This window comes from Bradyrhizobium sp. YR681 (assembly GCF_000282615.1).
In the GTDB taxonomy this organism is placed as follows: Bacteria; Pseudomonadota; Alphaproteobacteria; order Rhizobiales; family Xanthobacteraceae; genus Bradyrhizobium.
Genome location: NZ_AKIY01000073.1, coordinates 1 through 24174 on the forward strand (window position 1 = coordinate 1; position 24174 = coordinate 24174).

A 24174-nucleotide genomic window follows, 5' to 3' on the forward strand; every position below is an offset into this window, starting at 1 on the left:
CGCGGCTGCCGCGATTCCCGCCGCGGTGGGCTGGCGCAAGCGGCTGTGGATCGCGGCTGCGATCGTTCCGGTCGTGATCGTGTCCGCCGGCATGATCGCCTATCGCACGCCGGACCCTGCGTCCGCCGTCGCGGAGGGCGGCGAGGTGCCCGCCCGGCATTACCGCCCCTTCGTCAATTTCTACGCCATGGGGCCGGCCTCGGTGTTCGCGATCTTCCGCGAGGGCGACGAGCTCTACGGCCAGCTCACCGGGCAGCGTAAATTGCGTCTGGCGGTCGGCAGTGATGGCACTGCGTCCTACCCGGCCTCGTCAGGCGAGATCACGTTCTCGGCTGAGGCCGAGCGCCGCTCGGCCGGACTGATGCTGCGCATGAACGGCCGCGACATCCGCGCGGTTCGCGTCGCCGAGATGCCGACGGCCGCGGCCGATTCCGCCGCGCTCGATCAATATGTCGGCTGGTACAGGGTGGCGCCGAACCGCGTGCTCACCGTGCGCCGCGACGGCGATCGGCTCCAGGTGCAGGAAACCGTGCAGGGTCGGGCGATGCTCCTCGCTGAGGGCGCCGACGTCTTCTCGATCCACGGCGACAATCTCCTGATCTTCCTGCGCGACGACCAGGCCAGGGTCTCGCGCGTGCTGGTGCAGAACGCGGTGTTCGGCGCCCGTCTCGCGCCGCGGATCGACGCGGCGCTGGCGCAGGCGATCGAGGCCGACTTCGCGCGCCGTGTCGCGGAAGTCCCGGACCGTTTCCGCGAGCAGGTCCCGCTCGCCGGCGGCAAGGAGATGATCCTGCGCGGCATCGAGGATCTGCGCGGCGGCACGCCGAACTACGACCGCATGAGCGCGCCGCTTGCTGCCAAGATCCACCGTCAGCTCGCCGAAACGCAGGCGACGTTCGTCGCACTCGGCCCGGTGGAATCGATCTTCTTCCGCGGCGTCGGGCCCGGCGGCTATGATATCTACGGCGCCAAGTTCGAGAACGGCACGGCGGAATTCCGCCTGCTGCTCGAGCCCGACGGCAAGGCCGGCGACGTCATCTTCCGGGCCGACGGCAATGACGAGCTCGGCGGCATCGCGCCTTGCGCCGATGAGGCGAATGTGCGCGGCCGCGCCGGCACCTCGCCGATCCGGATCATGGTCTACAACGAGATGGGCGAGGACATCCGCGTCTTCAACCTCGATGCAGACGGCAATCGCAAGAGCCAGAGCGTGGTCAGGCCCAACATGAGCTGGGCGACCACGACCACCGTGAACAATCCCTGGGTGATTGCCGACAAGTCCGGACATTGCCTCGAGGTGCTGGTGCCAGGCCGGCAGACGCGCTTCCACAATGTCGAGGCTTCGAACATCGGCGCCAGGCCGGGGCGTGCCGCGCGCCGTGCCGTTCCGATCGCCAATGGCGAGGAGATGCTGCGCCTCTATATCGAGGGCGTCGGCAAGGGACAGCCCGATTACGAGCACATGACGCCTGAGGTCGCCGACATCACGCGCCAGCAGCTTCCGTTCGACCAGGCGATCCTGGCAAAGCTCGGCACGCTGCGTGCGGTCTCGTTCCGCGGCGTCACCGCGCTCGACAGCGACATCTACATCGCCCAGTTCGCCAACGGCTCGGCCGAATGGCGCATCGGCGTCAGGAACGGCACGATCACCAAGATCGCGCTCGGGCCCAACTTCTAGGATCGTCGCGGCCGCCCGTCCGTCGCGTCGGCCGGGCGGCCGCCGATATCCAGGCAGGGTCGCCTCAATCTCCGCTTGCACACGCATGTGCCGAGTGTTACGATGTGTAGCATTACGGTTCGTAGCCTCGTACGACGCACTGTCGGCAGGCGCGGGAGAAGTGGGCGTTCGCGATGAGCAATTCCGCCAAGGCCGAAGCTGTGCTGGCACTTCATCGTTTCGGGATGGGGCCGCGACCGGGATCGGTTGCCGCCGTCGGCACCGACCCGCGCGGTGCGCTGATCGCCGAACTCGACCGGCCGCTGACCTTGACCGCCGCCGCCGTCCTTCCCACCAGTGCAAAGGCGTACCGCACCGTTGCCGACGCCAATGCGCGGCGCGCGGCGCGCGCCAAGCAGGCGCAGCAGCAGGCCAAGAAGCAGCAGGCGACTGCCGCACCGGTCATGTCGGAAGACCAGGCGCAGCCGCAAGGCCAGGGCCAGAACAAGGACGCCGCCGAGATGGCGGCCAAGCAGGCGGCCGAAGCCGTTCCCGATCCCGGACGCCCGATCTATTTGCAGGAAGCCAAGCTGCGCATGGAAGCCGCGCTCGCCGCCGACATCGGCTTCGCCGAGCGGCTGGTGTGGTTCTGGTCCAACCATTTCTGCATCTCGGCCTTCAAGATCCAGAGCATGTCGGGTGCTTACGAGCGTGAGGCGGTTCGCGCCAATGCGCTCGGCCGCTTCGCCGATCTGCTTCAGGCCGCCGAGGGCCATCCGGCGATGCTGTTCTATCTCGACAATCTCGGCTCGATGGGCGCGAACTCGATCGCCGGCATCAACCGCAGCCGCGGCCTCAACGAGAACATCGCGCGCGAGATCATGGAGCTGCACACGCTCGGTGTGCGCACCGGCTACACCCAGGACGACGTGATCAGCTTCGCCAATGTCATGACGGGGTGGACACTGGTTCCTCCCGGCGACAATCCGGAGCACGGCGGCGAATTCATCTTCAACCCGCGGCTCCACGAGCCCGGCGGGCAGACGGTGCTCGGCAAGCGCTACGAGCAGGAGGATGCCGAGCAGGGCCGCGCCGTGCTGCGCGACCTCGCCGCGCATCCGGCCACCGCGACCCATATCGCGACCAAGCTCGCACGCCATTTCGTGGCCGACGAGCCGCCGCCGGCGCTGGTCGAGCAGATGGCGAAGACCTTTCGCGACACCGAGGGCGATCTCAAGCAGGTCGCGATCGCCATGGTGTCGTCGGACGAGGCGTGGCGCGGGCCGCCGTCGAAACTGAAGCGGCCGAGCGAATGGGGCATCGGCATGGTGCGCGCGACCGGCATCACGGCCGTCGATCCCGAGCGCTTCACCGGCGGCCAGCAGTTGCTCGGCGAAGGGCTGTGGCGGCCGTCGGCGCCCAAGGGCTATCCGGATGATGAGGCGAGCTGGATCGACGGCATCGGCCGGCGGCTCGACATCGCCAACAATTTTGCCGAGCGCATCACCGGCATGGCCGATCCGCAAGCGATCATCGAGGACGTCTTCGCGTCGCAGATCTCGCCCGAGGTGAAGCAGGCGGTCGGCCGCGCCGAGAGCCGGCAGCAGGCACTCGCGCTGCTGTTCATGTCGGCGGATTTTCAGAGGAGGTGAGCATGGGCTTTGACAATCATCTGCCCACGCGGCGCGAGCTCCTGGTCGGCTCCGGCGCGCTGTTCGCCTGGAGCCAGATGCCGCGGATCGCGCGCGCGGAAGGCCGCGACCCGCGCCTGCTCGTCATCGTCCTGCGCGGCGCGCTCGATGGCCTGGGTGCGGTCGCGCCGGTCGGCGATCCCGACTGGATCTCCCTGCGCGGCGATCGCGCGCTGCTGCTGGACGGCAAGCCGCCGGCGCTGCCGCTCGATGCCTTCTTCGCGCTCAATCCGGCGATGCCGAACCTGCATCGGCTCTACAGAAGCGGCAAGGCCGCGATCGTCCACGCCGCGGCGACGCCGTATCGCGAGCGCTCGCATTTCGACGGCCAGGATGTGCTGGAGAGCGGTTTCACCAGGCCCGGCGCGACCGCGTCGGGCTGGCTCAACCGTGCGCTGCTCGCGATGGAATCGGGCGGCGGCGTCGATCCGCGCGGCAGTCGCGCGCTCGGCATCGGCTCGGTGACGCCGCTGGTGGTGCGCGGCGCCGCGCCTGTCATGACCTGGGTGCCGCAGAAACTTCTGCCGGCGAGCCAGGACACGCAGAACCGCCTGCTCGATCTCTATCAGCACACCGATCCGAAGCTTGCGACCGTGCTTCAGGCTCGCATGAAGCTCGCCTCGCTCGGCGGTGCGCCGGGCGGCGGCGATCCGATGTCGGACGATCCGACGCTGATGCCGCCGGGCGTCGCGCGCGTGCGCGCCTATTTCGCCGAAGCGGCCGGCACCGCCGCGCGCTATCTGGCAAAATCCGACGGCCCGCGCGTCGGCGCGATGGGGTTCGTCGGCTGGGATACGCACATCGCCGAAGGCGCGGCCTCGGGCCAGCTCTACAATCTGCTCGGCGCGCTCGACGGCGCGTTTGCCGCGATCGAGACCAACATGGGTGAAGCCTGGAAGGAGACGGTGGTGGCCGTGGTCACCGAGTTCGGGCGCACCGCGCGCGTCAACGGCACGGAAGGCACTGATCACGGCACCGGCACGGTGGCCTTCCTCATCGGCGGCGGGCTCACCGGTGGCCGCGTGATCGCGGACTGGCCGGGCCTGAAGCCGGCGCAGCTGTTCGAGGACCGCGACCTCAAGCCGACCACGGATCTGCGCGCCGTGCTGAAGGGCCTGCTCAGGGATCACCTGCGTGTCGACGAGAAGGTTCTCGCCGAGACGGTCTTCCCCGGCAGCGCCGACGTCAAACCGATGGGGGGCCTCGTCGGCTGACGACGCGGCGCTCGCAACCGGATCGGGTTCATGATGTGCACACTGACACAGCGGGAGCTCGACTTTCTCGCCAGCCTGAAAACCGGCTGGCGAAGGCTCTATCGGCGCGAGCTGATGCGGCTCATCAGGGGCGAGGCCGATCCGGACGATGCTCAGCCGGAGGGCCGGCCGATCCTCTGGCGCGTCGTATCGGGCTGATTTTTCGCTGATCTGTCTCGATTCAGGACAGGCCGCTGTGGTGGAATCGCCACAGCCGGCGCGAAACGGCCGCGGCCTCAGCCCCGCTTTCCTTCAGCCAAGGTTCTGCCCCGATTGCCCACCGAAATTTAGGCGTGTTCGGAGGGCGCATCATGTCTCGCTTTGCAAGTGCCGAAACTGCCCGGATTTCGCTGGCAACCTCGGGTCGGTTGCTGCTCGCCGTCATCGCTGCGGCCTCGCTCGCTGCGTGCGCGCAATCGCCGGTGGGGCGCCAGAAGGCCGATCTCGGCACCAGCCGGCAGGCTGTGGTCGAGCGTCCGCATCGCGTGGCGGCGCTGCATCCGCGGCCGATCAGCCGGGTGCGGGTCCCCGACGGCGACGCAAAGCAGACCGCCGCGCACGGCGTCGCCAGCTTCTATTCCGACACGGAGACCGCGAGCGGCGAGAAGTTCGACAAGAACGAATTGACCGCGGCGCATCCGAGCCTGCCGTTCGGCACACGCTTGCGCGTCACCGACGTTTCCTCCGGCCGGTTCGTCACCGTCAGGGTCAACGATCGCGGCCCGTTCGTTCGCGGGCGCGTCGTCGACATCTCGCCGTCCGCGGCCGAGGCGCTCGGCATGGTCGACAAGGGCCTCGCCAATGTCAGGCTCGACGTGGTTCGGTAGGCCCGCGATTCATCGATCCGAGCCCCGCCGCTTAACCGGCTGTTAGCCGCTTCTCACGCACCATGGCTGCCCAATCAATTTGGGGCTTTTGGGGAGGCGGACGCTTGAACACGATCCAGTATCTCGAAGATCAGGCCGCGCGGGCCGAGCGGCTCGCCAAACGGATCACGGATACGCTGACGATCGAAAAGCTGCTGACCTTTGCCGGCGAGCGCCGCCGCGAGATCGAGGTCATCGCGGGCAAGCGCCGACACGCATAGCTCCCACAAACCATGCACGGAACGCATTCGCCCCCGCTTCCAGGCGCGGAACTTCTTGTCTTCTCCAGCGTCATCTCGGCGATGAATATGGAGGAGGAAGTCATGGGCTTTGGACGAGGTGCTTTGCTTTGGCTGCTCGGCGTGCCGCTGCCGATCGTTCTGCTGCTGGCATTGTTCTGGCACCACTGAGCGTGATCCGGAAAAGCGTGGAGCGGTTTTCCGATAGGATCACGCTCCAACAATAAGGTTGCCACATGAAAAGCGCCGCGGAAGCGGCGCTTTTTTGTTGGCTGCGACGTGGGGCTATCGAGATGGGTGCGCGATCAGGTATGCGTCTCGACGAAGTCGCTGAGATAGTCGGGCAGCTTGATGCCGTCGATGTCGCAACGCGCGCGGATCTCGCCGGCGACATCGGTGGAGATGTCCCTGGTCCAGTGCTCGAGCGTGTTGAACGAGATCACCTTGATCGGATCGTTGAAGCAGCCGGCGACGAGTTCGCCGATCGTGGCTTCCAGATCGCTCCGCTCGACGCGGATTTCGGTCGCCTTGTCGCGGCGATCGATCACCACGAACAGGGTCTGGTCTGCGCCATAGGGCACGACCGGGGAGGGCACGCCAGCTTCAAGCATCTTCGACACTCACGCCTTGGCTTCCGATCCCCGTTAACGGGAAAAGCCGGACGAAGGTTCCTGCCGCGATCAGAAGCTTGTGGTGAGCGTGCAGTGCTGGCGTTTGCACGCCATCAGAGAAATTCTCTCCAGCGCGAGAGCTCGATGACGTGCTCGGGCGAGAGGATCTCCGTGACCAGCGGTGGCTGCGGTGCTGTGCGGATCTCATAGAGATGCCGGGTCGCCGCCGGCTTTCGCATGAAGGCCGAGATGCATTCGTCGAGCGTGCCCTGGCTCACCTGGTACGGCTCGCGGTCCGGCTGACGCTGGTTGGCAAGCGACGGCCATTTATGCAGCGCCGCAAGCGCCGCGAAATCGACCTTTGACTCCGAAACAACGTCCCCCACCGTCCCGCCTCACGCAAAAAAGAGCCCCAGCATGCGAATCTGCGCGCCGGGGCCTACACCTATCGCTGCATCTCAATGCCGCGCGACCAACGCGCCGGCCGGGAATTTGTTCCCTGCCAATCCGGAGCGGTGTCAGCTCAATCAACCGGAATTTTCGGAATCCGCAAGACCCAGTCGACGAACGCCTTGACGCGGCGATCCTGGGCCATCGCCGCGGGCCAGCGCACGATCTGGGCTTTGCTCGATGGCAAGTCCCACGACTGCGGGAGCACGCGCACCAGCCTTCCGTCCTTGAGCGCATCCTGAACCAGCAGCGAGCGTGCGAGCACGATTCCGTTGCCCGCGAGGGCGGCGGCTATGGCGGTCGCTATCGTTGCAAAACGGATCTCCGCAGGTGGAGGGCGGCCCAGCCCCAATCGCTCGAACCAGGTCGTCCAGGACCATTCGACCCCAGTGTCTTCGCCCGCCCGGCCCTTGTGCAAGAGCGGCAAGGATTTCAGCCGCGTGACGTCGGCCAGCGGTCGCCGACCTGGCAGCAGGCGGGGGTGGCAGACCGGGTACACGTGCTCACGGAATAACAAGCGCTGGGTCGAATTTGCCCGCAAGCCCACCGCCGGTTGCCACAGCACCGTGACGTCGAGATCCGCTGACCTTGCGTGTGCGTCCCCCTGGAGAATGGCGAGCTCGACCGGTATGCCGGGATGCGCTTCCGCAAAATGCGGCAAGCGGCGCACGAGCCAGTAGTCGGCAAGCGCTCCGCTGACGCCCACTTTCAAGGCCGGAGGCGGCGCGGCGGCGCGGCACAGCGCACGAAAATCGGCCATCCGGTCGAGCAAGCCGGCCAACTCGTTCGACAGGGCGATGCCGGCGGCTGTGGCGCTCAGGCCGCTCGGCTGCCGGATGAGCAGAGGCATGCCGACGAAGTCTTCGAGCTTGCGAAGGCGATGACTGACCGCGCTCTGTGTCAGTCCGAGCTCCGCCGAGGCGCGTGTGACGCTCGCATGTCGCAGGGCGGCCTCGAACGCAATCAGGCCATCGAAAGGAGGAAATGAGCGCATTGCATCACCATGAATGAATTTCATGGCGATGTGAACAGCGCGCATTGGCTTGCAGCCCGCGCTGGCGTGCATATCGGGAGGGACGCCTTCTCGATTGGAAAACGATGGCCCGGACCGAACTCCATACGCAGCCGCTGAGCTGTTGGCGCGACCTGCTGCCGGCGGCGGTGCTTGGGATGGCGGCCTTCCTGACGCAATTCGACGTGACGGCGGTCGTCGTCGCCATGCCGGCCATGGCGGCCGAACTCGGTTTCGGCGTTGCCGCCTATGCCTGGGTCATGGATGCCTACAGCCTGGCCTTTACAGCGGGACTGCTGGCCGCCGGTGCGCTGGCCGACAGGTATGGACGGCGACGTGCCCTGCTCGGCGGCAACGTCGTGTTCCTGGTGGGCTCGATCGCCTGCGGCTTCGCGGCGGGAGGCCCGGGGCTGTGGGCAGCTCGTGCAGTTCAGGGCCTCGGTGCAGCGTTCGTCATTACCGGAGGCATCGCGCTGCTCGCGAGCACCTATACAAGGCCCGACGAGCGCGCCCGCGCATTCGCGCTGATGGGGGTGATCTCGGGTACGGCCATGGCGCTCGGGCCGACGCTCGGAGGGCTCGTCTCGACCTGGATCGGATGGCGCTGGATTTTCCTGGCCAATATCCCGCTTTGCCTGCTCGCCATTCTCGCCGTCCCGCGGCTGGTCGCGGAATCGCGCGGTCCTGCCGACCGTCCGCTGGATTGGAGCGGCGTCATTCTCCTCACGTTTGCTCTGGGTCTGGCGATCGAGAGCCTGTTGACGGGGCGGGCGGCACCGGTGCGGGTTGCGGTCGGTCTCGGGGCAAGTGGGTGCCTGCTCGCCATCTTCGCGATGCAGCAGCGGCGCCGACCTGCGCCGATGTTCGACCCGGCTGTATTTGGCCGGCCGGTCATGATCGGAATTTCGTCGTTGCTGATTGCCGTCTCCATCGGATACTGGGCCGTCCTCGTCTACCTGCCGCCGTTCCTGGGTGCAGCGTTTGGCTGGACAGACTCATCGGTCGGCTTCGCACTTCTCTTCGCGACGTTGCCGATGCTTCTGCTGCCGCCCTATGGTGCCCGTTTGGTGAAGCACTGGGGCTGGCGCGGTCTGTTCGCGACCGCGATGCTGGTGCTGCTGGCAGGTAATCTCACCTTGGCGCTGGTCGCGAGTGGCTGGCTCCCGAATATCGGAGCAGTTCTCGCCGCGGCGGCGACCGGGATGCTGTTGATAGGACTTGGCGCCGTGCTTGCGCATCCGCAACTGTCGGGTGCCGTCGTCGCGTTGGTGCCGCCGGACCAGACCGGCATGGCCTCGGCAGTGACCGTGGTCATGCGCCAGGGCGGCTTCGCCCTGGGCATCGCGGTGCTCGGTGCGACGCTGCCGCATGACACCACGGCTGCCAGCTACGCATGGCCGTGGCTCCTTGCTGCTCTCGCGTCCGCAGGCGGGCTGGTCGCGGCCTCGATGTTGCTGCCGCACCACCAGCCCTAGCCGCGGATCCCGGCCGCCTCGTCGCAATCAGCTCGCGGCTGCCGCGATTCTGTGTCCTGGGCTGGTGTGCCCCTGGTTGTGCTCATCGCCGCGGCTGACCTCCGGCGGCAGCCCGGCGAAGCGTCGCAAGGCTTGCGCCATCTGCACCCGGCCCGGTGCGCCGGTGATGATCACATCCACCATCGCAAAGGACGAATGGAAATGGCCGCGCGCCTTGAGCTGCTCGACCGGGACGCCCTCGGCCGCCATCGCCTCGGCGTAGGCGATGCCTTCGTCACGCAGCGGGTCGAACTCGCAGGTGACGACGAAGGCCGGCGGCAGGCCTGCGACCTTGCCGCGGAGCGGCGAGACGCGCGGATCGGTGCGGTCGGCCGGAGAGCAGTAGAGGTCCCAGAACCAGTACATCAGCGAGCGCGTCAGGAAATTGCCGGTCGCATTGTCGTTGTAGGACGGGCGCTCGAAGTCGCAGTCGGTGACGGGGCACACCAGGAGCTGGCCCGCAATTTTGGGCCCGCCACGGTCGCGCGCGAGCTGGCAGGTGACGGCGGCGATGTTGCCGCCGGCGCTCCAGCCGGCCACCAGCACCGGGCCGGGCTTGCCGCCGAGCTCGGCGGCGTGCTCGGCGATCCAGCGCGTCGCCGCATAGCCGTCTTCCGCCGCGGTCGGGAAGCGATGCTCCGGTGCGTGGCGATAGCCGACGCTGACGAACATCATGCCGGTCCGCCGGACCATGTCGCGGCAGAACGGCTCGTCCGACTGCTCGTCGCCGAGCACCCAGCCGCCGCCGTGGAAATAGACCACGACCGGATGCGGCCCTGACGTTGCCGGCTTGTAGACCCGGTAGGGCAGCGGGCCGTCGGTGCCGGGCAGCGTGCCGTCGACGATGTCGCCGATCGGCCGTCCCGCGGGCCGGCCCTTGTTGAACTCGTTGACGAAGGCGCAGGCGCCCTGCGCGCCCATCGACTCGATCGGCGGCAGATTCAGCGACGCGAGCAGGTTCAGCACCAGCCGCACGTCCGGCTGCAGCCGCACCACCTCGCCGTCATTGCATTGCGCGGCGCCGCCAGGGCCGGTCAGCCTGAAGCCGAGCATGCCGCGGTTCGTCACCTCGTCGCAGATGCTGCGATAGGGGCCGACGCCGCCGGTATAGGGCATCAGGCCCTGCACCTTGCCGGGCACGTTGGCGCCCGTGTACCAGGTGTTGGCGAGCCGGTGCAGCGTCACCATCGAGCAATCGGCCATGTGCCTGTTCCAGCCGGCCTGCGCCGTCTCGGTCGGCTCCATCGTGGTGAAGCCGGCGTCGCGCAAGGCGGCGAGGCGGTCGACGACCCAGTCGACATGCTGCTCGATCGACACCGCCATGTTCGACAGCACCGACGGGCTGCCGGGCCCGGTGATCATGAAGAAGTTCGGGAAGCCCTCGACCGTCAGCCCGAGATAGCTCTGCGGCCCCTGGGCCCAGACATCGGTGAGCGACTTGCCGCCGCGCCCGGTGATCGGATGCACGGCGCGGATCGCGCCGGTCATGGCGTCGAAGCCGGTCGCGAACACGATCACATCCACATCGATACTGCGCCTGGCCGTGGTGATGCTGCCTGCCGTGATTGCCTTGATCGGCTCCTGGCGCAGATTGACCAGCGTGACGTTGGGGCGGTTGTAGGTGGCGTAGTAGTTGGTATCGAGGCAGGGACGCTTTGCGCCGAACGGATGATCGTCCGGCATGAGCGCCGCGGCGGTTTCGGGGTCTTTGACGGCGGCGCGGATCTTTTCGCGGATCAGGTCCTGGACGATTCTGTTGCCGTCGACGTCGACGGCCTGGTCGGCCCAGAGCTGCGTCAGGATGTGGACGAGGTCGCCGGCCGCCCAGGCGCGCTCGAACCGCTCACGACGCTCGGCATCGCTCAATTGCCAGCTCACGACCGTCTGCTGCGGATAGGGCACGCCGGCCATCGACTGGCGTGCCTGCTCGCGATAGGCCGCGCGGTCGCTCTCGAAGTAGGTCTTGCGATCCTCCGGCGCCGGACCGTTGCCCGCAGGCAGCGCAAAATTCGGCGTGCGCTGGAATACGGTCAGATGCGCGGCCTGTTCGGCGATCAGCGGAATCGACTGGATCGCCGACGATCCCGTGCCGATCACGGCGACGCGCTTTCCCGCGAGGTCGACGCCCTGATGCGGCCAGCGGCCGGTGAAATAGACCTCGCCCTTGAAATCCTTGACGCCGTCGATCTCCGGCGGCTTGGGCGCGGAGAGGCAGCCGGTGGCCATGATGTAGTGGCGGCAGGACACCGCCGCGCCATTGTCGGTGGTGAGCTGCCAGCGCTCGGCCGCTTCGTCCCATCGGGCTTCGGTGACCCTGGTCTTGAAGCGGATGTCGCGCCTGAGATCATAGCGGTCGGCGACGAAGCCGAGATACCGCAGGATCTCCGGCTGGGTCGCGTACTTCTCCGACCAGGTCCAGGCGTCATCGAGTTCCGGGTCGAAAGTGTAGCTGTAGTCGATGGTCTGGATATCGCAGCGTGCGCCGGGATAGCGGTTCCAGTACCAGGTGCCGCCGACATCGCCGGCCTCTTCGAGGGCGACAGTCGTGAACCCGGCCTTGCGCAGGCGATGCAGGAGATAAAGACCGGCAAATCCGGCGCCAACCACGGCGATGTCGACCTGCTGGGTTCCATGTGCCGTGTCAGAAGCGCGCGCAGCAACCATTGCGTCAGGCATGCATTCCTCCCGTGCTTTTGTTTTGCCGGCAGGCTATCGCCGCAGGCTCGGCTTGTCATCAGAGCAAGTGCAATCTTCGGTAGTCGTTTGCGGCATCACCGTGGCAGCGCGAAGGTCGCTTCGATGCACGCATCGCGATGCACAATGGCCGTGCTTGCCCGGGCTAATCATGCCCGATCCGTCTGTGTATGCTTGCGGTTACTAGCCACGCGTGCCCAGGGCGTCATGACAGAGTTGAGTGAGCGGACCAAAGCGAACATGGACGTCGTCCTGGAGGAGACGTGTCGCCAATTGCCGCATGGTGGCGATCACGACAGCCGCAGGTTCATCGCCGAGCGCCTGATCGAAGCGGCGCGCGCGGGACACTCCACGCTTGGCGAGCTCGGCATCATCGCGCGCCGTGCGCTGGCGGAGATCATCGCCAAGGGCGATTAGAGGACTGCAAGGCTTGCTTCGCTCGCGGTCGCAGACATAACCTCACAGGGAACCTGTTCGCGCATCGAGATCCCCGAAGATGCGATCCCTGCTTGCGCCCATTGCGGCCTCCGCATTCCTTTGTCTCGCCGGCCCGGCCACCGCCCAGCCGGTCGGGCAGTTTCCGTTTGCTCTGACGCGCGAAGGCCAGATGCTCGGCGCCGTCGAAGGCGAGGTGGCCTTCTTCAAGGGGCTCGCTTACGCAGCCCCGCCGGTCGGCCCGCTGCGCTGGCGGCCGCCGCAGCCGACCGTGGAAAGCCCGGAGATGCGGACCGCCTATGACTATGGCGCGCCCTGTCTCCAGCCGTCGCTGGCGGACGCGAACGAGGATTGCCTCACGCTCAACGTATTCCGCCCCTTCGGCGTCGACGGTCCGCTGCCGGTGATGGTGTTCCTCCACGATGGCGCCTTCATCCGCGGCACCGCGAACGATCCGCTGTTCGACGGCGCCAAGCTCGCCCAGGCCGGCCTCATCGTCGTGACCGTGAATTATCGCCTCGGCGCGCCCGGCTGGCTCACCCATCCCGCACTGTCGGAGAACGGCTCCGGAAATTACGGATTGATGGACCAGATCGCGGCACTGCATTGGGTCCACGACAACATCGCGGCGTTCGGCGGCGATCCGCGCAGCGTCACCCTGTTCGGCAGCGGCGCGGGGGCGACGTCGATTGCGCTGTTGATGCTGTGCGAGCAGGCGCGTGATCTGTTTCAGAAGGCCATCCTGCAATCGCCGCCCGGCCGCGCGCGCTTGCACTCCCGGCAGGAGGCGGAGGCCGCAAGCCTGCAATTTGCAGACGAGCTCGGCCGCCTTGCGGATTTGCGCGCTGCCGAGCCTCGACGTCTGCTGGCCGCCGAAACCAAGCTGCTCGCGAAATCGGCGCACGGCTTCGCGCCGGCGATCGACGGCGTTCTGGTGACGGAAGATATCGCCGCGGGCTTTGCGGCCGGACATCAAAGCCGGATTCCGCTGATCATCGGCTCCAACGACGACGAGACGGATTTCGACAGCGAGCCCGACGTCGAGGCGGCGCTTGCATCCTCCGGCACCACCATCGATGAATTGCGCAGGCTCTATCCCGACCTCGCCAGATCCTCGGACCTTGCGGCAAGGTTTTACACCGACAAGGTGTTCTCCGAACCGGTGCGGCTGCTCGCGCGCCTGCATGCCGCAACCGGCGCGCCTGTGTTCCGCTATCGCTTCGCCTATGTGCCGGAGGCCAGGCGCGCGAATCCGGAAGGCGGTCACGGGCGGGCATTGCAGTTCATCTTCGGCGCGGAGGGCGTCCCCGGCGCCGGCATCCTGTCACGGCGCGATCGTGAGGTCGCAAGCCGCATGCGCAGCTACTGGACCAACTTCGCCCGGAGCGGCGATCCCAATGGCCCCGACCTGCCGCACTGGGACGCGGCCGCGGGCAGCGATCGGCTGCTGCTGATGACGAACGATCGCATCGCGAGCGGCGACGATCCCCTCGCGAGGCATCTCGACCGGCTCGCGCGCTAGCGCGACAATGAAATTGGATCTAGGCCGCGAGCTCGACGCGCGGCGCCGGGCTCAGCCGGTCTTCTTCCAGATGGTCGATCGCGCCATCCTTCTCGACGGCATAGAACTGCTGGCCTTCCCTGGTCCTGTAGGCGGCGCGAACGACGCCGCGGCGGCCCTTGTCACTGTTGACGACGTCCCCCAGCGAAAACTTCCTCATCTCACGTCCTCGTCTTCTGACCGACTCCTTCGGCCACGGCGGGGATTTTGGAAGGGAAATCGTTAACGACTTGCTAACCATACCGGTTTGCCTATGCTCCGCCGCCGATTGCGCGGCTGTGCCACGCGCATGTTGTCAACGAGACGAGCCTTCGCCCATGACGCGATTTCCGACCCTGTTCCTCTCCCACGGTGGCGGCCCCTGGCCCTTCATGGAGGACAGGCGGGTGCAATATGCCAGGACCGCCGAGGAATTCGGCCGGCTGCCGCAGCTTCTCCCCGACAGACCGAAGGCCGTGCTCGTCATATCAGGGCACTGGGAGGCCGAGGCCTTCACCGTGTCGACCTCGGCGCATCCGCCGATGGTGTACGACTATTACGGCTTCCCCGAGCATACCTATCGCCTCAAATATCCGGCGCCGGGCAGGCCGGAACTCGCCGCGGAGGTGAGGGCACTGCTCGCGCGCACCGGCGTCGATTGTCGCGAGGACGCCAATCAGGGTTTTGATCACGGCACCTTCGTGCCGCTCGGCCTGATGTATCCGAACGCCGACATGCCGATCGTGCTGTTGTCGCTGAAATCGAGCTACGATCCGGCCGAGCACATCAAGGTCGGGCAGGCGATCGCATCGCTGCGGGACGAAGGCATCTTGATCGTCGGCAGCGGGCTCACCTACCACAACATGCGCGGTTTCAACCGGCCGGAGTCGAAGCCGGTCTCCTACGATTTCGAGGCCTATCTGAACGAGGCCATCAGCAATCCCGATGCGGCGCGCCGCAACGCGATGCTGACCGACTGGGAGAACGCGCCGAGCGCGCGCCTGGCCCATCCCCGCGAGGACCATCTGCTGCCGCTGATGGTGGCGTCCGGCGCGGCCGGCAGCGACGTCGGCAAGCGCGTCTTCGTCGACGAGGTCGCGAATGTGGCGATGGCGTCGTATGTGTTCGGCGGCCAGCCGTGAAGCGCACGCCTGCGGGCAATCACGGTTTACGATAGGATTGCGTCGATCTTTCGCGCCGTATCCGTTCCCAGCAACTGCTCATAGCGAGCCTTGACGGCAGCGTAACATTCGCACGTGCCCTCCTCGAGCCCCTCGGCATCCAAAATCCGGATCTTGCCGCGCGCGTAGCGGATCAGGCCGGCCGCCTGCAGCGTGCGTGCGACCACGGTCACGCTCGAGCGCCGAACGCCCAGCATCTGCCCGAGATATTCCTGCGTGAACTGGAGTTGATCGCTGCCGGACAGATCCCGCGCGCGCAGCAGCCAGCGGCAGAGCCGGGCCTGCACGCTGTGCGAGGCGAAGCACGCTGCGGATTGCTGGGCCTGGGCGTAGACGGCCTGCTCATGCCGCATCAGCAGCGCCAGCAACCTGGAGCTTTGCAACGCGGCCGCCTTCAGCGCGTCGATGTTGCAGACGACGATGTTTCCGCCCAGTTGAACGATACCGCGACAGAGCGACATTCGCCCGTCCAGTGCCGCGGCTGCGCCGACGACGCCGTCGATGCCGACCATCGCGGTTTCGATCATCTCGCCGGTCGAAAGGGTCACGACAAGCGAGACCACTGCGCCAGCAGGAAAATAGACCGAACGAATTTCCTGATCCGTTTCGAACAGCAGGGAGTGCTGCGCGAAGGCGACGGTCTTCAAATGCGGTTCGAGGGCTTTGAAATCGGCTTCGGAAAGCTGCCTCAACAAGAGGTTCTTCATGGTCGCTCCCTGGGACAGGCGGGAGCGCAGAGAACTCTCAGCTATCGGTGCCTCATGCGGATATCCGATAATGGAACGACCGTAAGAGCTGTACCGCACATAGCGAGTCTTTTTTTCACTATGTCAGGTTTTGACATAAGAATCGTCGGAAATGCCGCTGCCGTGATGCTTCAGTAAGGCTCGCTTGTATCTGCGGCGAGGCAAGCCATCGTTGCGACGGTCTCGCAGGTCTCGGCAAGCAGCCGAATGCGATACAGCGGCTGTCTTGCCGGCCCCAGAAGCTCGATCCGCCATTCGGCATTTTCCTTGAGCCCGCAGCCTCGGGCCAGATCCCCGAACACTTTCGTCGTTTCGGTCCACGCTGATTCCACGTCCGCGATCTCGGCAAGATACTCGATCGTGCCGCCGTCGCAGTTGGTGATCCGGAAGTAGTGGTTGGGCATGATGCGCTCCGAGCGGTCGCGAGGGATATCGCTTAGTCCAACCGGGCCCGCCGAATTATGTCCGGTAACGCACATAACGACCTTGGGCGCGTGCGAAGGTAAAAGCAAGGCAAATCAGCGGAAAGTTCCCGCAATAGTTGAGAGGGGGGCATCGCGCCGTCGGCAGAAATAGCGAAGCATCGGCCCGTTACCGTGCTTATGCGGGTATTCCAGCCGGTTTCGCTCGATTTGTCGTCGCGCTATGGTTGTGGTTGTTGCTCTAAGAATTTTCCGAAGAATGAGATGCTGACAGTAGATCCATTTCAGAACGCTTTTCTCAAGTCGCTCAGTCCGGCGGACTTCGCGGCCATTCGTCCGCATCTCAGGGCCGTCGAGCTTTTGCAGGGAGCTTCGCTGATCGAGCTCGGCCAGGCCGTCGCATGGGCCCATCTTCCGCTCACGGCCGTCGTGTCTCTCGTCGTCGAGCTTGAAGCGGGAGAACGGATCGAGGTGGCGCTGGTCGGCTCCGACAGCATCCTGGGCGCCTTTGGCGTGTTGGGAGAGCCCGTCGCACTGGGGCACGCTGTCGTGTTGGTGCCGGGTGTGGCTTTGCAGGTCGAAGCGGCGCGCCTGCGCGCGCTCGCCCAGCAGAGCGCGGAGTTTCGAGATCATCTGACGCGTCACAGCCAGGCTCTGTTCGTCCAGGCCCAGCAATCCGTGGGCTGCAATGCATCGCATACCGTCGAGGCGAGACTGGCGCGATGGCTCCTGCGGGTTCGGGACCTATCCGGCAGCGATCGCTTCAAGCTCACGCAGGAATTGATGGCGGAGATGATCGGGGTTCGCCGGAACAGCGTCTCGTTCGTCGCCCATGCTCTTCAGGAGGCGAACGTCATTCGATTCAGCCGCGGCCAAATCGAGATCGTCAATGTCGCCGAGCTCAACAAGGCCACCTGCGAATGCTATCGTGCGGTGAAGCTGCAATACAAGCGGCTTCGTTTTTCGGACTGACGCGGAAGCCGAGGCGCGAGCGAGATCAGCCGTATCTCAGCTTCATCACGAGAATGCCGCCGGCGAGCAGCATGGTGACGGCGTTCGAGGCGATCAGCGGCGCGTCGCCGCTGAGCAGGCCGTAGACCAGCCACAGCGCCAGGCCCAGCACCATAATGAGAAACATTCCAAGAGAAATGTCGCGCGCCGAGCGGGTCTTCCAGACCTTGATGGCCTGCGGCGCGTAGGCGATTGTGGTGCAGGTGGCGGCTGCAAAGCCGATCAGTTTGATTGCGAGGGGATCCATGCGGGCTCTATAGCATGGATTCGACGCCGGTCATGCCTGGAGCGCTCTTCCGATGAGATCCAGGTGCGTGGCATCCGAATGCGCGATACGGCTATCGGGCGTATGCGAGATCGACAGGTGTGCCGGCGAAGCGCGTTGCAAAGTAACGCTCCACCATGTGACGATCGGCTGAAAACGCGAAGCTTGGCAATTCGTCTGCAAGCGAAAGCCATTCCAGTTGGTCGACGTCGTCCCCAGGACACATCGCGCCGCCGACCGGGCTCGCGAGCACGGCAACCGCCAATGTGTGGATGTCGGGGCGCAGAAAGTTTGATGCCACGCCCAGCAGGGCGGCAATTTCTATCTCAAGGCCGGTCTCCTCCTTCACCTCGCGCCTGGCTGCCGTCAGATAGTCTTCGTGAAATTCGATGTAACCGCACGGCAGGCACCACTTGCCTCCTTCCAGGGTATCCGGCTTCCGCCGGCACAACAGGAACTTGTCGCCCTCGACGACAAGAACCGCGATGATCGGAGCTGGATTCCGGTACAACACGAAGGCACAGGCAGAGTTCGTGCACGCCTTTGCCGCCTCGACCTCGCTCGCCCGGATCAGGCCGGAGCCGCACATCGGACAGAAGGCCCAATCGTGTTCGGCGCGTGTGCGACGATCGTATGCCGCAAAGACCTGACAGGTTTTCACTGGATGCCCTTTCGCGTCATGCTCGGCAGATTTCCGGCCCAGAAGGCTTTCAGCGCGTCGGCCAGGTCGCGCGGATTGTCTTCCTGCACGTTGTGGCCCGCGTCCTTGACGTTGATCCACCGCCCATCGGGAAACCGCGCAGTAAATTCCTGGGCGGCGTCTTCGGAAACGATCGAGCTATCGCCGCCCCTGGCCAGCAGAAACGGTGCGGTCATGCCGGGAACGCGCGCCTCGAAGCCTGCGAGGTGCTGCAGGATCACGGGATAATCCGAGGGACGTCGGCGGTCGGCCTTCCAGACGAGGCGCCCGTCGTCGCCACGCTTCAACAGGGCACGCATGCGATAGCGCAGGCGCTCCGGATCGCTCCTGGGACTGACCGTGAGCGCCATCTCGACGACCTCATCCACGGTGGCCGCGCCACCAAAGTCTGCCATGAAGGCGCGCAGCCGCGCCGTCGCGGCAAAAACGGGCCGGGAGGTCACATCGACCATCACGAGACTTTCGGTGCGGCCCAAGTGACGTAGCGCGAACTCGCAAGCGACAATTCCGCCCAACGACATGCCAACGATGCGGGGGCGCTCGATCCCGAGGCCGTCGATGACCGCCGTGAGGTCCGACGCGCAGCTCACGATCGAATAGTCGTCGGTCCAATCGCTTGCACCGTGGCCACGCATGTCGAGCGCCACGAGCCGGAAATCTGCCCGCAGTGCAAGGGCGACATAGTCCCAGGTGCGGGCGGTGAGTGAGCCGCCGTGCAGCAGCACGGCTGGCGGTCCTCGCCCTCCCCAGTCCAGGACGTGGATATTGGGACCACCCGGTGAGCGGAAAACGTGTGACAGCGGCGGCGCGAGGTCCGTAAAGGCAATTCCGAGCCGGTAAGCGATCGTCGTCAGCGCCTTGGGGTGCCAATCGTCCATGGACGATTTCCTTACTTAGGATATCCTAAGTAAGACGTGCGAGGATGAAGATGTCAATGGCCGTGCGAAAACGTCTGACGCCGCAAGCGGCGAAGCTCGCTATCCTCAATGCTGCTGAGCGTCGATTGCACGACGAGGGTCCCGAAGGCGTGCGCTTCCAGCGCATCGCCACAGACCTGGGCATCACGGATGCGGCCGTTCACTACCATTTTCGTACGCGCGAAGCTTTGATGGACGCCCTCCTGCGCCGTATCGGACGCCGCCTGGTAGACGATATCGAGTCCATCATCGAAAGCTGGGCGCCGGATCAGATCGACGTCTCGGCCCTGGGCCGATTGTTTCAGCGCGCCTATGCCGATGAACGGGCAGCCCGGCTCGCCCTCTGGCTAAGCCTCGCCGGCTGGCGCCCAAAGGGATCAGGCATGCTCAAGGCGCTGGTCGAGCGCGTTCATCGCGCCAGGGTCAACGCGGCGCGAAAGACCCGGCGAGCGGCGCCGAAGCTCTCCGACACCCAGTACGCCATTGCTCTCCTGAGTGCGGCCCACATGCATGCCGCGATGTCGGGCGACGCGTTGCTGGCCAGCGTATCCGAAGATCCAAGGGGGCTTGACCATCGCGGCTTCCTCGATTTCGTGGTCAAGTTGATCGCGCGCCACCTCGTCGACGAATGACCAGGCGACATCCGAACATGCGACATCGCGTCGCCCGAGAGCCTTGCGCAATGGCCCGATCTTTGGACCCCAATGACGGTTGAATCCATGGACTGCCCGGGTTCTAGCTCAAATGGCGGGCAATGAGGGGGGCAACGATTTCCGCCTTGTTGGAGGCCAGACCGTGATCGCCACCGCGAACAACATGCAGCTTGGCGTTCGGCATGCGACTCTCGAGATGGAGCCCAACGGTGACCGGGCTAATCGGATCAGAATCCCCCCAAATGAGAAGTGTGGGTGCCTCGATAAGCTCAACAGGAAGCTCTGCCGACCTGCTGCTCTCCATGATCCAGTCGGCAGCTTGCGGAAATTGCCCGCGGTACTCCGCTCTCCAATCGGAGGCTCCAAATCGATCCATACTTGCACCTCCCGACGTGACGGCCAGGACGAGCCGATTGACAATTTTCGGTCTATTGAGAGCTATCCGGGCGGCGATGACGCCGCCCATGGACTGGGCCACCAAATCGACCGGACCATCAAGCCTTTCATCAAGCCTTGCCTCGACAAGCCGAACGAGGTCGTCGATGCTGTTGATCGTGGGATCATGGGGTTGGTTGCCGAGGCCAGGCCAGCCGAAAAACACCTTGTCACGCTCATTCGGCAAGAGCCTGGCCACTGGTTGCCAAAATTCGGGTGAACCGCCGGCGCCGGGAAGAAAGAATATCTTACGCATTGTTACCGCAGGCTTTCAGGTCGGAAACATTCTGCATCGTTAGTTCAGGTGCTGATCCGCGAACCGGTATCCACGTCACTCGAACACGCTTTACACCGGGCGCGACGCCATGAGACCGCGATAGAGCGCGGCGTAGTCGCCGGCGCGGTTGCGCCAGGAGACGTCGGTGGCAAGGCCGTTCAATTGCAGCCGGCGCCACGCCGCTTTGCTGTGGAAGGCGGTGTTGGCCTTGCGCAATGTCCAGGCGAGCGCCTCCGCCGTGACGGGGCCGAACTTGAAGCCGGTGGCATCGCGGCGGGCCTCGCCGACATCGACGATGGTATCTTCGAGACCGCCGACCCGGGAGACGATCGGCACGGCGCCATAGCGCAGCGCGCAGAGCTGGGTCAGGCCGCACGGCTCGAACCGAGATGGCACGATCAGCGCGTCGGAGCCGGCCTGGATCAGATGCGCCAGAATCTCGTCATAGCCGATCACGACACCGATGCGACCGGGGTTGGCGCGGGCGGCGGCCTGATAGCGCTCCTGAAGATCGCGCTCGCCGCTGCCGAGCAGCGCGAGCTGCATCCCTTCGGCCAGGATGGTGGGAATGGCCTCGAGCAGAAGATCAAGCCCCTTCTGCCAGGACAGGCGGCTGATGACGCCGAGCAGCGGTGCCTCATCCGAGGAATCGAGGTTGAACTGCTGCTGAAGCACCGCCTTGTTCGCGGCCCGGAACGTCAGGTCGTCCGTGCCGAACCGGTAAGCTATGTGCGGATCGGTTTGCGGATTCCACACCTCGGTGTCGATGCCGTTGAGGATGCCGCTGAGCACATGGGAGCGAGCGCGCAGCAAACCGCCAAACCCCATGCCGCCTTCATCGCTCTGGATCTCATGCGCATAGGTCGGCGACACCGTGGTGATGCGATCGGCGAATTGCAGGCCGGCCTTCAAAAAACTGATGCCGCCGAAATATTCGAGGCCGCTGACGTCGTACGAACTCCAGGGCAGGCCGATCGAACCGATCAGCTCGGAAGCGAACTTGCCCTGATAGGCCATGTTGTGAATGGTTATCACGGTAGCAGGACGCGGACGACCATCATAATGCAGGTAAGCAGGCGCGAGGCCGGCCTGCCAGTCATGGGCGTGGACGACATCGGGCACGAAGGCCGGAACGAGGCCGTGGCCGATATCGGCGGCGACGCGCGACAGCGCGGCAAAGCGCACGCCGTTGTCCGGCCAGTCGACGCCGTCATTGGTGACGTAGGGATTGCCCGGCCGCGCGTAGAGATGCGGCACGTCGAGCACGAACAGTTCGAGGCCGTCATGGGAGCCTGCGAGCAGTCGTCCGGGACCGCCGAAATAATCCGGCCAGCGCCAGACTTCCTCGGCGCCGGATACCAGCCGCATCACGTCGGGATAGCCCGGCATCAAGGTGCGCATTTCGACGCCATGCGCCTTCAGCGCAAGCGGCAAGGCGCCTGCGACATCCGCGAGGCCGCCGGTCTTGACGATGGGATAGACTTCAGAGGCGACCGCGAGGACGCGAACAGGCGTCATGTATTGAGCCTGTCGATCATCGGCTGGGTGATGAGCGAGATGCCCTGCTCGGTGGTGCGGAAGCGCTTGGCGTCGAGCTCGGGATCCTCGCCGATGACGAGTCCCTCGGGGATCTCGACGCCGCGGTCGATCACGACGTTCTTCAGCCGCGCGCCGCGCCCCACATTGACATAGGGCATGATCACGGCGTTCTCGACATTGGCGTAGGAGTTGATGCGCACGCCGGTGAACAGCAGCGAGCGACGCAGCGACGCGCCGGAGATGATGCAGCCGCCCGAGACCAGCGAGCTCACGGCCTGGCCGCGGCGGCTCTCCTCGTCATGGACGAATTTTGCGGGCGGCGTGATCTCCGAGTAGGACCAGATCGGCCAGGCGCGGTCGAACAGATCGAGCTCCGGCACGACGTCGGTGAGGTCGATATTGGCGGCCCAATAGGCATCGACCGTGCCGACGTCGCGCCAGTAGGAGCGGGGGTCGTCACCGGAGCGGACGCAGGAGGTCGAATATTGGTGCGCGATGGCACGGCCGTTCTTGACGATATAGGGAATGATGTCCTTGCCGAAATCGTGGTTCGAGTTCGGGTCCTCGGCGTCGCGCTTGAGCTGGTCGAACAGGAATTTCGAGTCGAACACATAGATGCCCATGCTGGCGAGCGAGACATCGGGCTTGCCCGGCATCGGCGGCGGATCTTTCGGCTTCTCCAGAAACTCCTGGATCCAGCCGTTCTCGTCGATATGCATGATGCCGAAGCCGGAGGATTCGGCGCGCGGCATTTCGAGGCAGCCGACGGTGACGTCGGCGCCGCTGTCGACATGCTGCCGCAGCATCACCTCGTAGTCCATCTTGTAGATGTGATCGCCGGCCAGCACGACGATGAAGCGGGCGTTGTGCGACTCGATGATGTCGATGTTCTGGTAGATGGCATCCGCCGTGCCGACATACCACATGCTCTCCGATACGCGCTGGCTCGCGGGGAGGATGTCGAAGCTCTCGTTGCGTTCCGGGCGGAAGAAGTTCCAGCCCATCTGAAGATGCCGGATCAGGCTGTGCGCCTTGTACTGGGTTGCAACCGCGATACGGCGGATGCCGGAGTTCACGGCGTTCGACAGCGCGAAATCGATGATGCGGGATTTGCCGCCGAAATAGACCGCGGGCTTGGCGCGCCGGTCGGTCAACTCCAGCAGCCGGCTGCCGCGTCCGCCAGCCAGGACGAACGCCAGGGCCTGGCGGGCAAGCGGCTCATTTCCGGCGGCACTCATGTCATCCTCCCACTTTCTGGCGCAAGCCAAGGCCTTCGCAAGATGCCTCTCGGCTGCGCACCATTGGAACCGATAGTAACGGTACGAATAGTCAATCGGGAAGGTGGTTGTTGGTTGCGAACGCGCGGGAAGCTTAATGCTTTCCGTGGTCTCTCCGCCTCCCGGCTCCGTCGCGCGGGTGTCATATCCGCGCGGGCGCCGGCGGTGGCTTGACCACAATTGAGGCATCCGGATGCAGGTTATTGCGGGCTCTCTTGTGCGGTGCACGCAATCGGAGCTGTGACTTTCGGAGGCTTTGACTTGACGCACGGATGCCCGATCATGGCCATGCGATCCTTTCCCAGATGAAATGTCAGACAGGGAGCAAGTCGATGGTTACATGGAAAGCGGCAATTGCCTGTTCGCTGGCGGGCGCGGTGATGGCCGGACAAATCGAGCAGGCGGCGGCGGCCCCGCTGCCGACCAACGTCGCGACCATGAAGGCCGCGGCCGGCGACGACGTCACGCAGGTCCATTGGCGCGGCCGAGGCTGGGGATGGGGCGGAGGCGGCCTCCTCGCCGGTGCAATCATCGGCGGCGCCATCGCCAGCAGCTCGCCCTATGGTTACTACGGCGGTGGCCCGTATTACGGCGGCTATGGCCCGGGCTACGGCTACGGTTATGCGCCGGCCTATTACGGCTATGGGCCGAGCTATGGGTATGGCGGCTATTACGCGCGTCCCCGCTATTACGGCTATCGCGCCTATCGCCCCTATTACGGCCCTCGCTACGGCTACTACCGGCCCTATGCGCGCCCCTATTATCGCGGTTACTGGTAAGTCGTCGCGC

26 protein-coding genes are annotated in these 24174 nt (G+C 65.4%); 13 read left to right on the forward strand and 13 right to left on the reverse strand.

Features of this window, described 5'->3' with window-relative positions:
• The 6 genes from PMI42_RS08880 to PMI42_RS40000 all read left to right on the forward strand — a co-directional run.
• On the forward strand, positions 1 to 1678 hold a 1678-nt coding region (locus tag PMI42_RS08880), incomplete at its 5' end, for a DUF3471 domain-containing protein (RefSeq protein ID WP_008132756.1).
• A gap of 173 nt (positions 1679 to 1851) precedes the next feature.
• Positions 1852 to 3309 (forward strand): DUF1800 domain-containing protein, encoded by a 1458-nt coding sequence (locus tag PMI42_RS08885; protein WP_008132757.1) that lies wholly within the window; start codon positions 1852 to 1854, stop codon positions 3307 to 3309.
• 2 nt (positions 3310 to 3311) lie between these two features.
• Entirely contained in the window at positions 3312 to 4562 is a 1251-nt protein-coding gene (locus PMI42_RS08890) for a DUF1501 domain-containing protein (protein ID WP_008132758.1), read from the forward strand.
• A gap of 30 nt (positions 4563 to 4592) precedes the next feature.
• Positions 4593 to 4760 (forward strand): hypothetical protein, encoded by a 168-nt coding sequence (locus PMI42_RS39660; RefSeq protein ID WP_008132759.1) that lies wholly within the window; start codon positions 4593 to 4595, stop codon positions 4758 to 4760.
• A gap of 152 nt (positions 4761 to 4912) precedes the next feature.
• On the forward strand, positions 4913 to 5428 hold the full coding sequence (locus tag PMI42_RS08895) for a septal ring lytic transglycosylase RlpA family protein (protein WP_008132760.1): 516 nt from the start codon (positions 4913 to 4915) through the stop codon (positions 5426 to 5428).
• A gap of 104 nt (positions 5429 to 5532) precedes the next feature.
• The gene (locus PMI42_RS40000; protein ID WP_193376327.1) at positions 5533 to 5688 is read left to right on the forward strand and encodes a hypothetical protein; all 156 of its coding nucleotides are present in this window, start codon (positions 5533 to 5535) and stop codon (positions 5686 to 5688) included.
• Between the two features lie 323 nt (positions 5689 to 6011).
• Here the strand turns inward: PMI42_RS40000 and PMI42_RS39665 are convergent, their stop codons facing one another.
• The 3 genes from PMI42_RS39665 to PMI42_RS08910 all read right to left on the reverse strand — a co-directional run bounded on the left by PMI42_RS39665 (position 6012) and on the right by PMI42_RS08910 (position 7806).
• Positions 6012 to 6317 (reverse strand): hypothetical protein, encoded by a 306-nt coding sequence (locus PMI42_RS39665; protein ID WP_008132763.1) that lies wholly within the window; start codon positions 6315 to 6317, stop codon positions 6012 to 6014.
• Between the two features lie 113 nt (positions 6318 to 6430).
• A complete protein-coding gene (locus PMI42_RS08905) occupies positions 6431 to 6703 on the reverse strand; it encodes a hypothetical protein (RefSeq protein ID WP_008132765.1) in 273 nt (90 codons plus the stop codon).
• A gap of 137 nt (positions 6704 to 6840) precedes the next feature.
• The gene (locus tag PMI42_RS08910; protein WP_157195728.1) at positions 6841 to 7806 is read right to left on the reverse strand and encodes a LysR substrate-binding domain-containing protein; all 966 of its coding nucleotides are present in this window, start codon (positions 7804 to 7806) and stop codon (positions 6841 to 6843) included.
• A 59-nt stretch (positions 7807 to 7865) separates the two neighbouring features.
• Between PMI42_RS08910 and PMI42_RS08915 the strand changes: the two genes are divergently transcribed.
• Positions 7866 to 9254 (forward strand): MFS transporter, encoded by a 1389-nt coding sequence (locus tag PMI42_RS08915; protein ID WP_008132769.1) that lies wholly within the window; start codon positions 7866 to 7868, stop codon positions 9252 to 9254.
• Between the two features lie 27 nt (positions 9255 to 9281).
• Here the strand turns inward: PMI42_RS08915 and PMI42_RS08920 are convergent, their stop codons facing one another.
• Positions 9282 to 11969: a flavin-containing monooxygenase gene (locus PMI42_RS08920; RefSeq protein WP_008132770.1), complete on the reverse strand. Its 2688-nt coding sequence runs from the start codon at positions 11967 to 11969 to the stop codon at positions 9282 to 9284.
• 225 nt (positions 11970 to 12194) lie between these two features.
• On the opposite strand from PMI42_RS08920, the gene PMI42_RS08925 reads away from it, so the two are divergent.
• Together PMI42_RS08925 and PMI42_RS08930 are read left to right on the forward strand one after the other, a co-directional pair.
• A complete protein-coding gene (locus PMI42_RS08925) occupies positions 12195 to 12404 on the forward strand; it encodes a hypothetical protein (RefSeq protein WP_008132771.1) in 210 nt (69 codons plus the stop codon).
• A 79-nt stretch (positions 12405 to 12483) separates the two neighbouring features.
• On the forward strand, positions 12484 to 13944 hold the full coding sequence (locus tag PMI42_RS08930; RefSeq protein WP_008132773.1) for a carboxylesterase/lipase family protein: 1461 nt from the start codon (positions 12484 to 12486) through the stop codon (positions 13942 to 13944).
• Between the two features lie 19 nt (positions 13945 to 13963).
• On the opposite strand, the gene PMI42_RS08935 is transcribed toward PMI42_RS08930, so the two are convergent.
• Positions 13964 to 14143: a hypothetical protein gene (locus PMI42_RS08935; RefSeq protein ID WP_008132776.1), complete on the reverse strand. Its 180-nt coding sequence runs from the start codon at positions 14141 to 14143 to the stop codon at positions 13964 to 13966.
• A gap of 157 nt (positions 14144 to 14300) precedes the next feature.
• On the opposite strand from PMI42_RS08935, the gene PMI42_RS08940 reads away from it, so the two are divergent.
• Positions 14301 to 15104: a DODA-type extradiol aromatic ring-opening family dioxygenase gene (locus PMI42_RS08940; protein WP_008132778.1), complete on the forward strand. Its 804-nt coding sequence runs from the start codon at positions 14301 to 14303 to the stop codon at positions 15102 to 15104.
• Positions 15105 to 15130: 26 nt separating this feature from the next.
• Here the strand turns inward: PMI42_RS08940 and PMI42_RS08945 are convergent, their stop codons facing one another.
• Together PMI42_RS08945 and PMI42_RS08950 are read right to left on the reverse strand one after the other, a co-directional pair.
• Positions 15131 to 15850 carry a Crp/Fnr family transcriptional regulator gene (locus PMI42_RS08945; RefSeq protein ID WP_008132780.1) on the reverse strand — a complete coding sequence of 240 codons (720 nt, stop codon included), beginning with the start codon at positions 15848 to 15850 and terminating at the stop codon, positions 15131 to 15133.
• A 170-nt stretch (positions 15851 to 16020) separates the two neighbouring features.
• Positions 16021 to 16293 (reverse strand): hypothetical protein, encoded by a 273-nt coding sequence (locus tag PMI42_RS08950; RefSeq protein WP_008132781.1) that lies wholly within the window; start codon positions 16291 to 16293, stop codon positions 16021 to 16023.
• A gap of 282 nt (positions 16294 to 16575) precedes the next feature.
• Here PMI42_RS08950 and PMI42_RS08955 point away from each other — a divergent pair, with 282 nt between their 5' ends.
• Positions 16576 to 17283, forward strand: a complete 708-nt coding sequence (locus tag PMI42_RS08955; RefSeq protein ID WP_008132783.1) for a Crp/Fnr family transcriptional regulator — start codon at positions 16576 to 16578, stop codon at positions 17281 to 17283.
• Positions 17284 to 17308: 25 nt separating this feature from the next.
• On the opposite strand, the gene PMI42_RS08960 is transcribed toward PMI42_RS08955, so the two are convergent.
• The 3 genes from PMI42_RS08960 to PMI42_RS08970 all read right to left on the reverse strand — a co-directional run bounded on the left by PMI42_RS08960 (position 17309) and on the right by PMI42_RS08970 (position 19165).
• On the reverse strand, positions 17309 to 17569 hold the full coding sequence (locus tag PMI42_RS08960) for a SemiSWEET transporter (protein ID WP_008132786.1): 261 nt from the start codon (positions 17567 to 17569) through the stop codon (positions 17309 to 17311).
• A 91-nt stretch (positions 17570 to 17660) separates the two neighbouring features.
• Positions 17661 to 18248, reverse strand: a complete 588-nt coding sequence (locus PMI42_RS08965) for a nucleotide triphosphate diphosphatase NUDT15 (protein WP_035965000.1) — start codon at positions 18246 to 18248, stop codon at positions 17661 to 17663.
• Positions 18245 to 19165: an alpha/beta fold hydrolase gene (locus PMI42_RS08970; RefSeq protein WP_008132790.1), complete on the reverse strand. Its 921-nt coding sequence runs from the start codon at positions 19163 to 19165 to the stop codon at positions 18245 to 18247. Before PMI42_RS08970 ends, PMI42_RS08965 begins: the two co-directional genes overlap by 4 nt.
• A 56-nt stretch (positions 19166 to 19221) precedes the next feature.
• Between PMI42_RS08970 and PMI42_RS08975 the strand changes: the two genes are divergently transcribed.
• Complete coding sequence (locus tag PMI42_RS08975) at positions 19222 to 19836, forward strand: TetR/AcrR family transcriptional regulator (RefSeq protein WP_157195729.1); 615 nt, start codon at positions 19222 to 19224, stop codon at positions 19834 to 19836.
• Positions 19837 to 19939: 103 nt separating this feature from the next.
• On the opposite strand, the gene PMI42_RS08980 is transcribed toward PMI42_RS08975, so the two are convergent.
• The 3 genes from PMI42_RS08980 to glgC form a co-directional block, all read right to left on the reverse strand.
• Positions 19940 to 20548: an alpha/beta fold hydrolase gene (locus PMI42_RS08980; RefSeq protein ID WP_008132795.1), complete on the reverse strand. Its 609-nt coding sequence runs from the start codon at positions 20546 to 20548 to the stop codon at positions 19940 to 19942.
• 90 nt (positions 20549 to 20638) lie between these two features.
• Positions 20639 to 22087, reverse strand: coding sequence for a glycogen synthase GlgA (glgA, locus tag PMI42_RS08985; RefSeq protein ID WP_008132796.1), 1449 nt, complete (start codon positions 22085 to 22087; stop codon positions 20639 to 20641).
• Entirely contained in the window at positions 22084 to 23346 is a 1263-nt protein-coding gene (gene glgC, locus PMI42_RS08990; protein ID WP_008132798.1) for a glucose-1-phosphate adenylyltransferase, read from the reverse strand. Before glgC ends, glgA begins: the two co-directional genes overlap by 4 nt.
• Positions 23347 to 23717: 371 nt before the next feature.
• Here glgC and PMI42_RS08995 point away from each other — a divergent pair, with 371 nt between their 5' ends.
• Positions 23718 to 24164 carry a hypothetical protein gene (locus PMI42_RS08995; protein WP_008132800.1) on the forward strand — a complete coding sequence of 149 codons (447 nt, stop codon included), beginning with the start codon at positions 23718 to 23720 and terminating at the stop codon, positions 24162 to 24164.
• Positions 24165 to 24174: the final 10 nt, after the last annotated feature.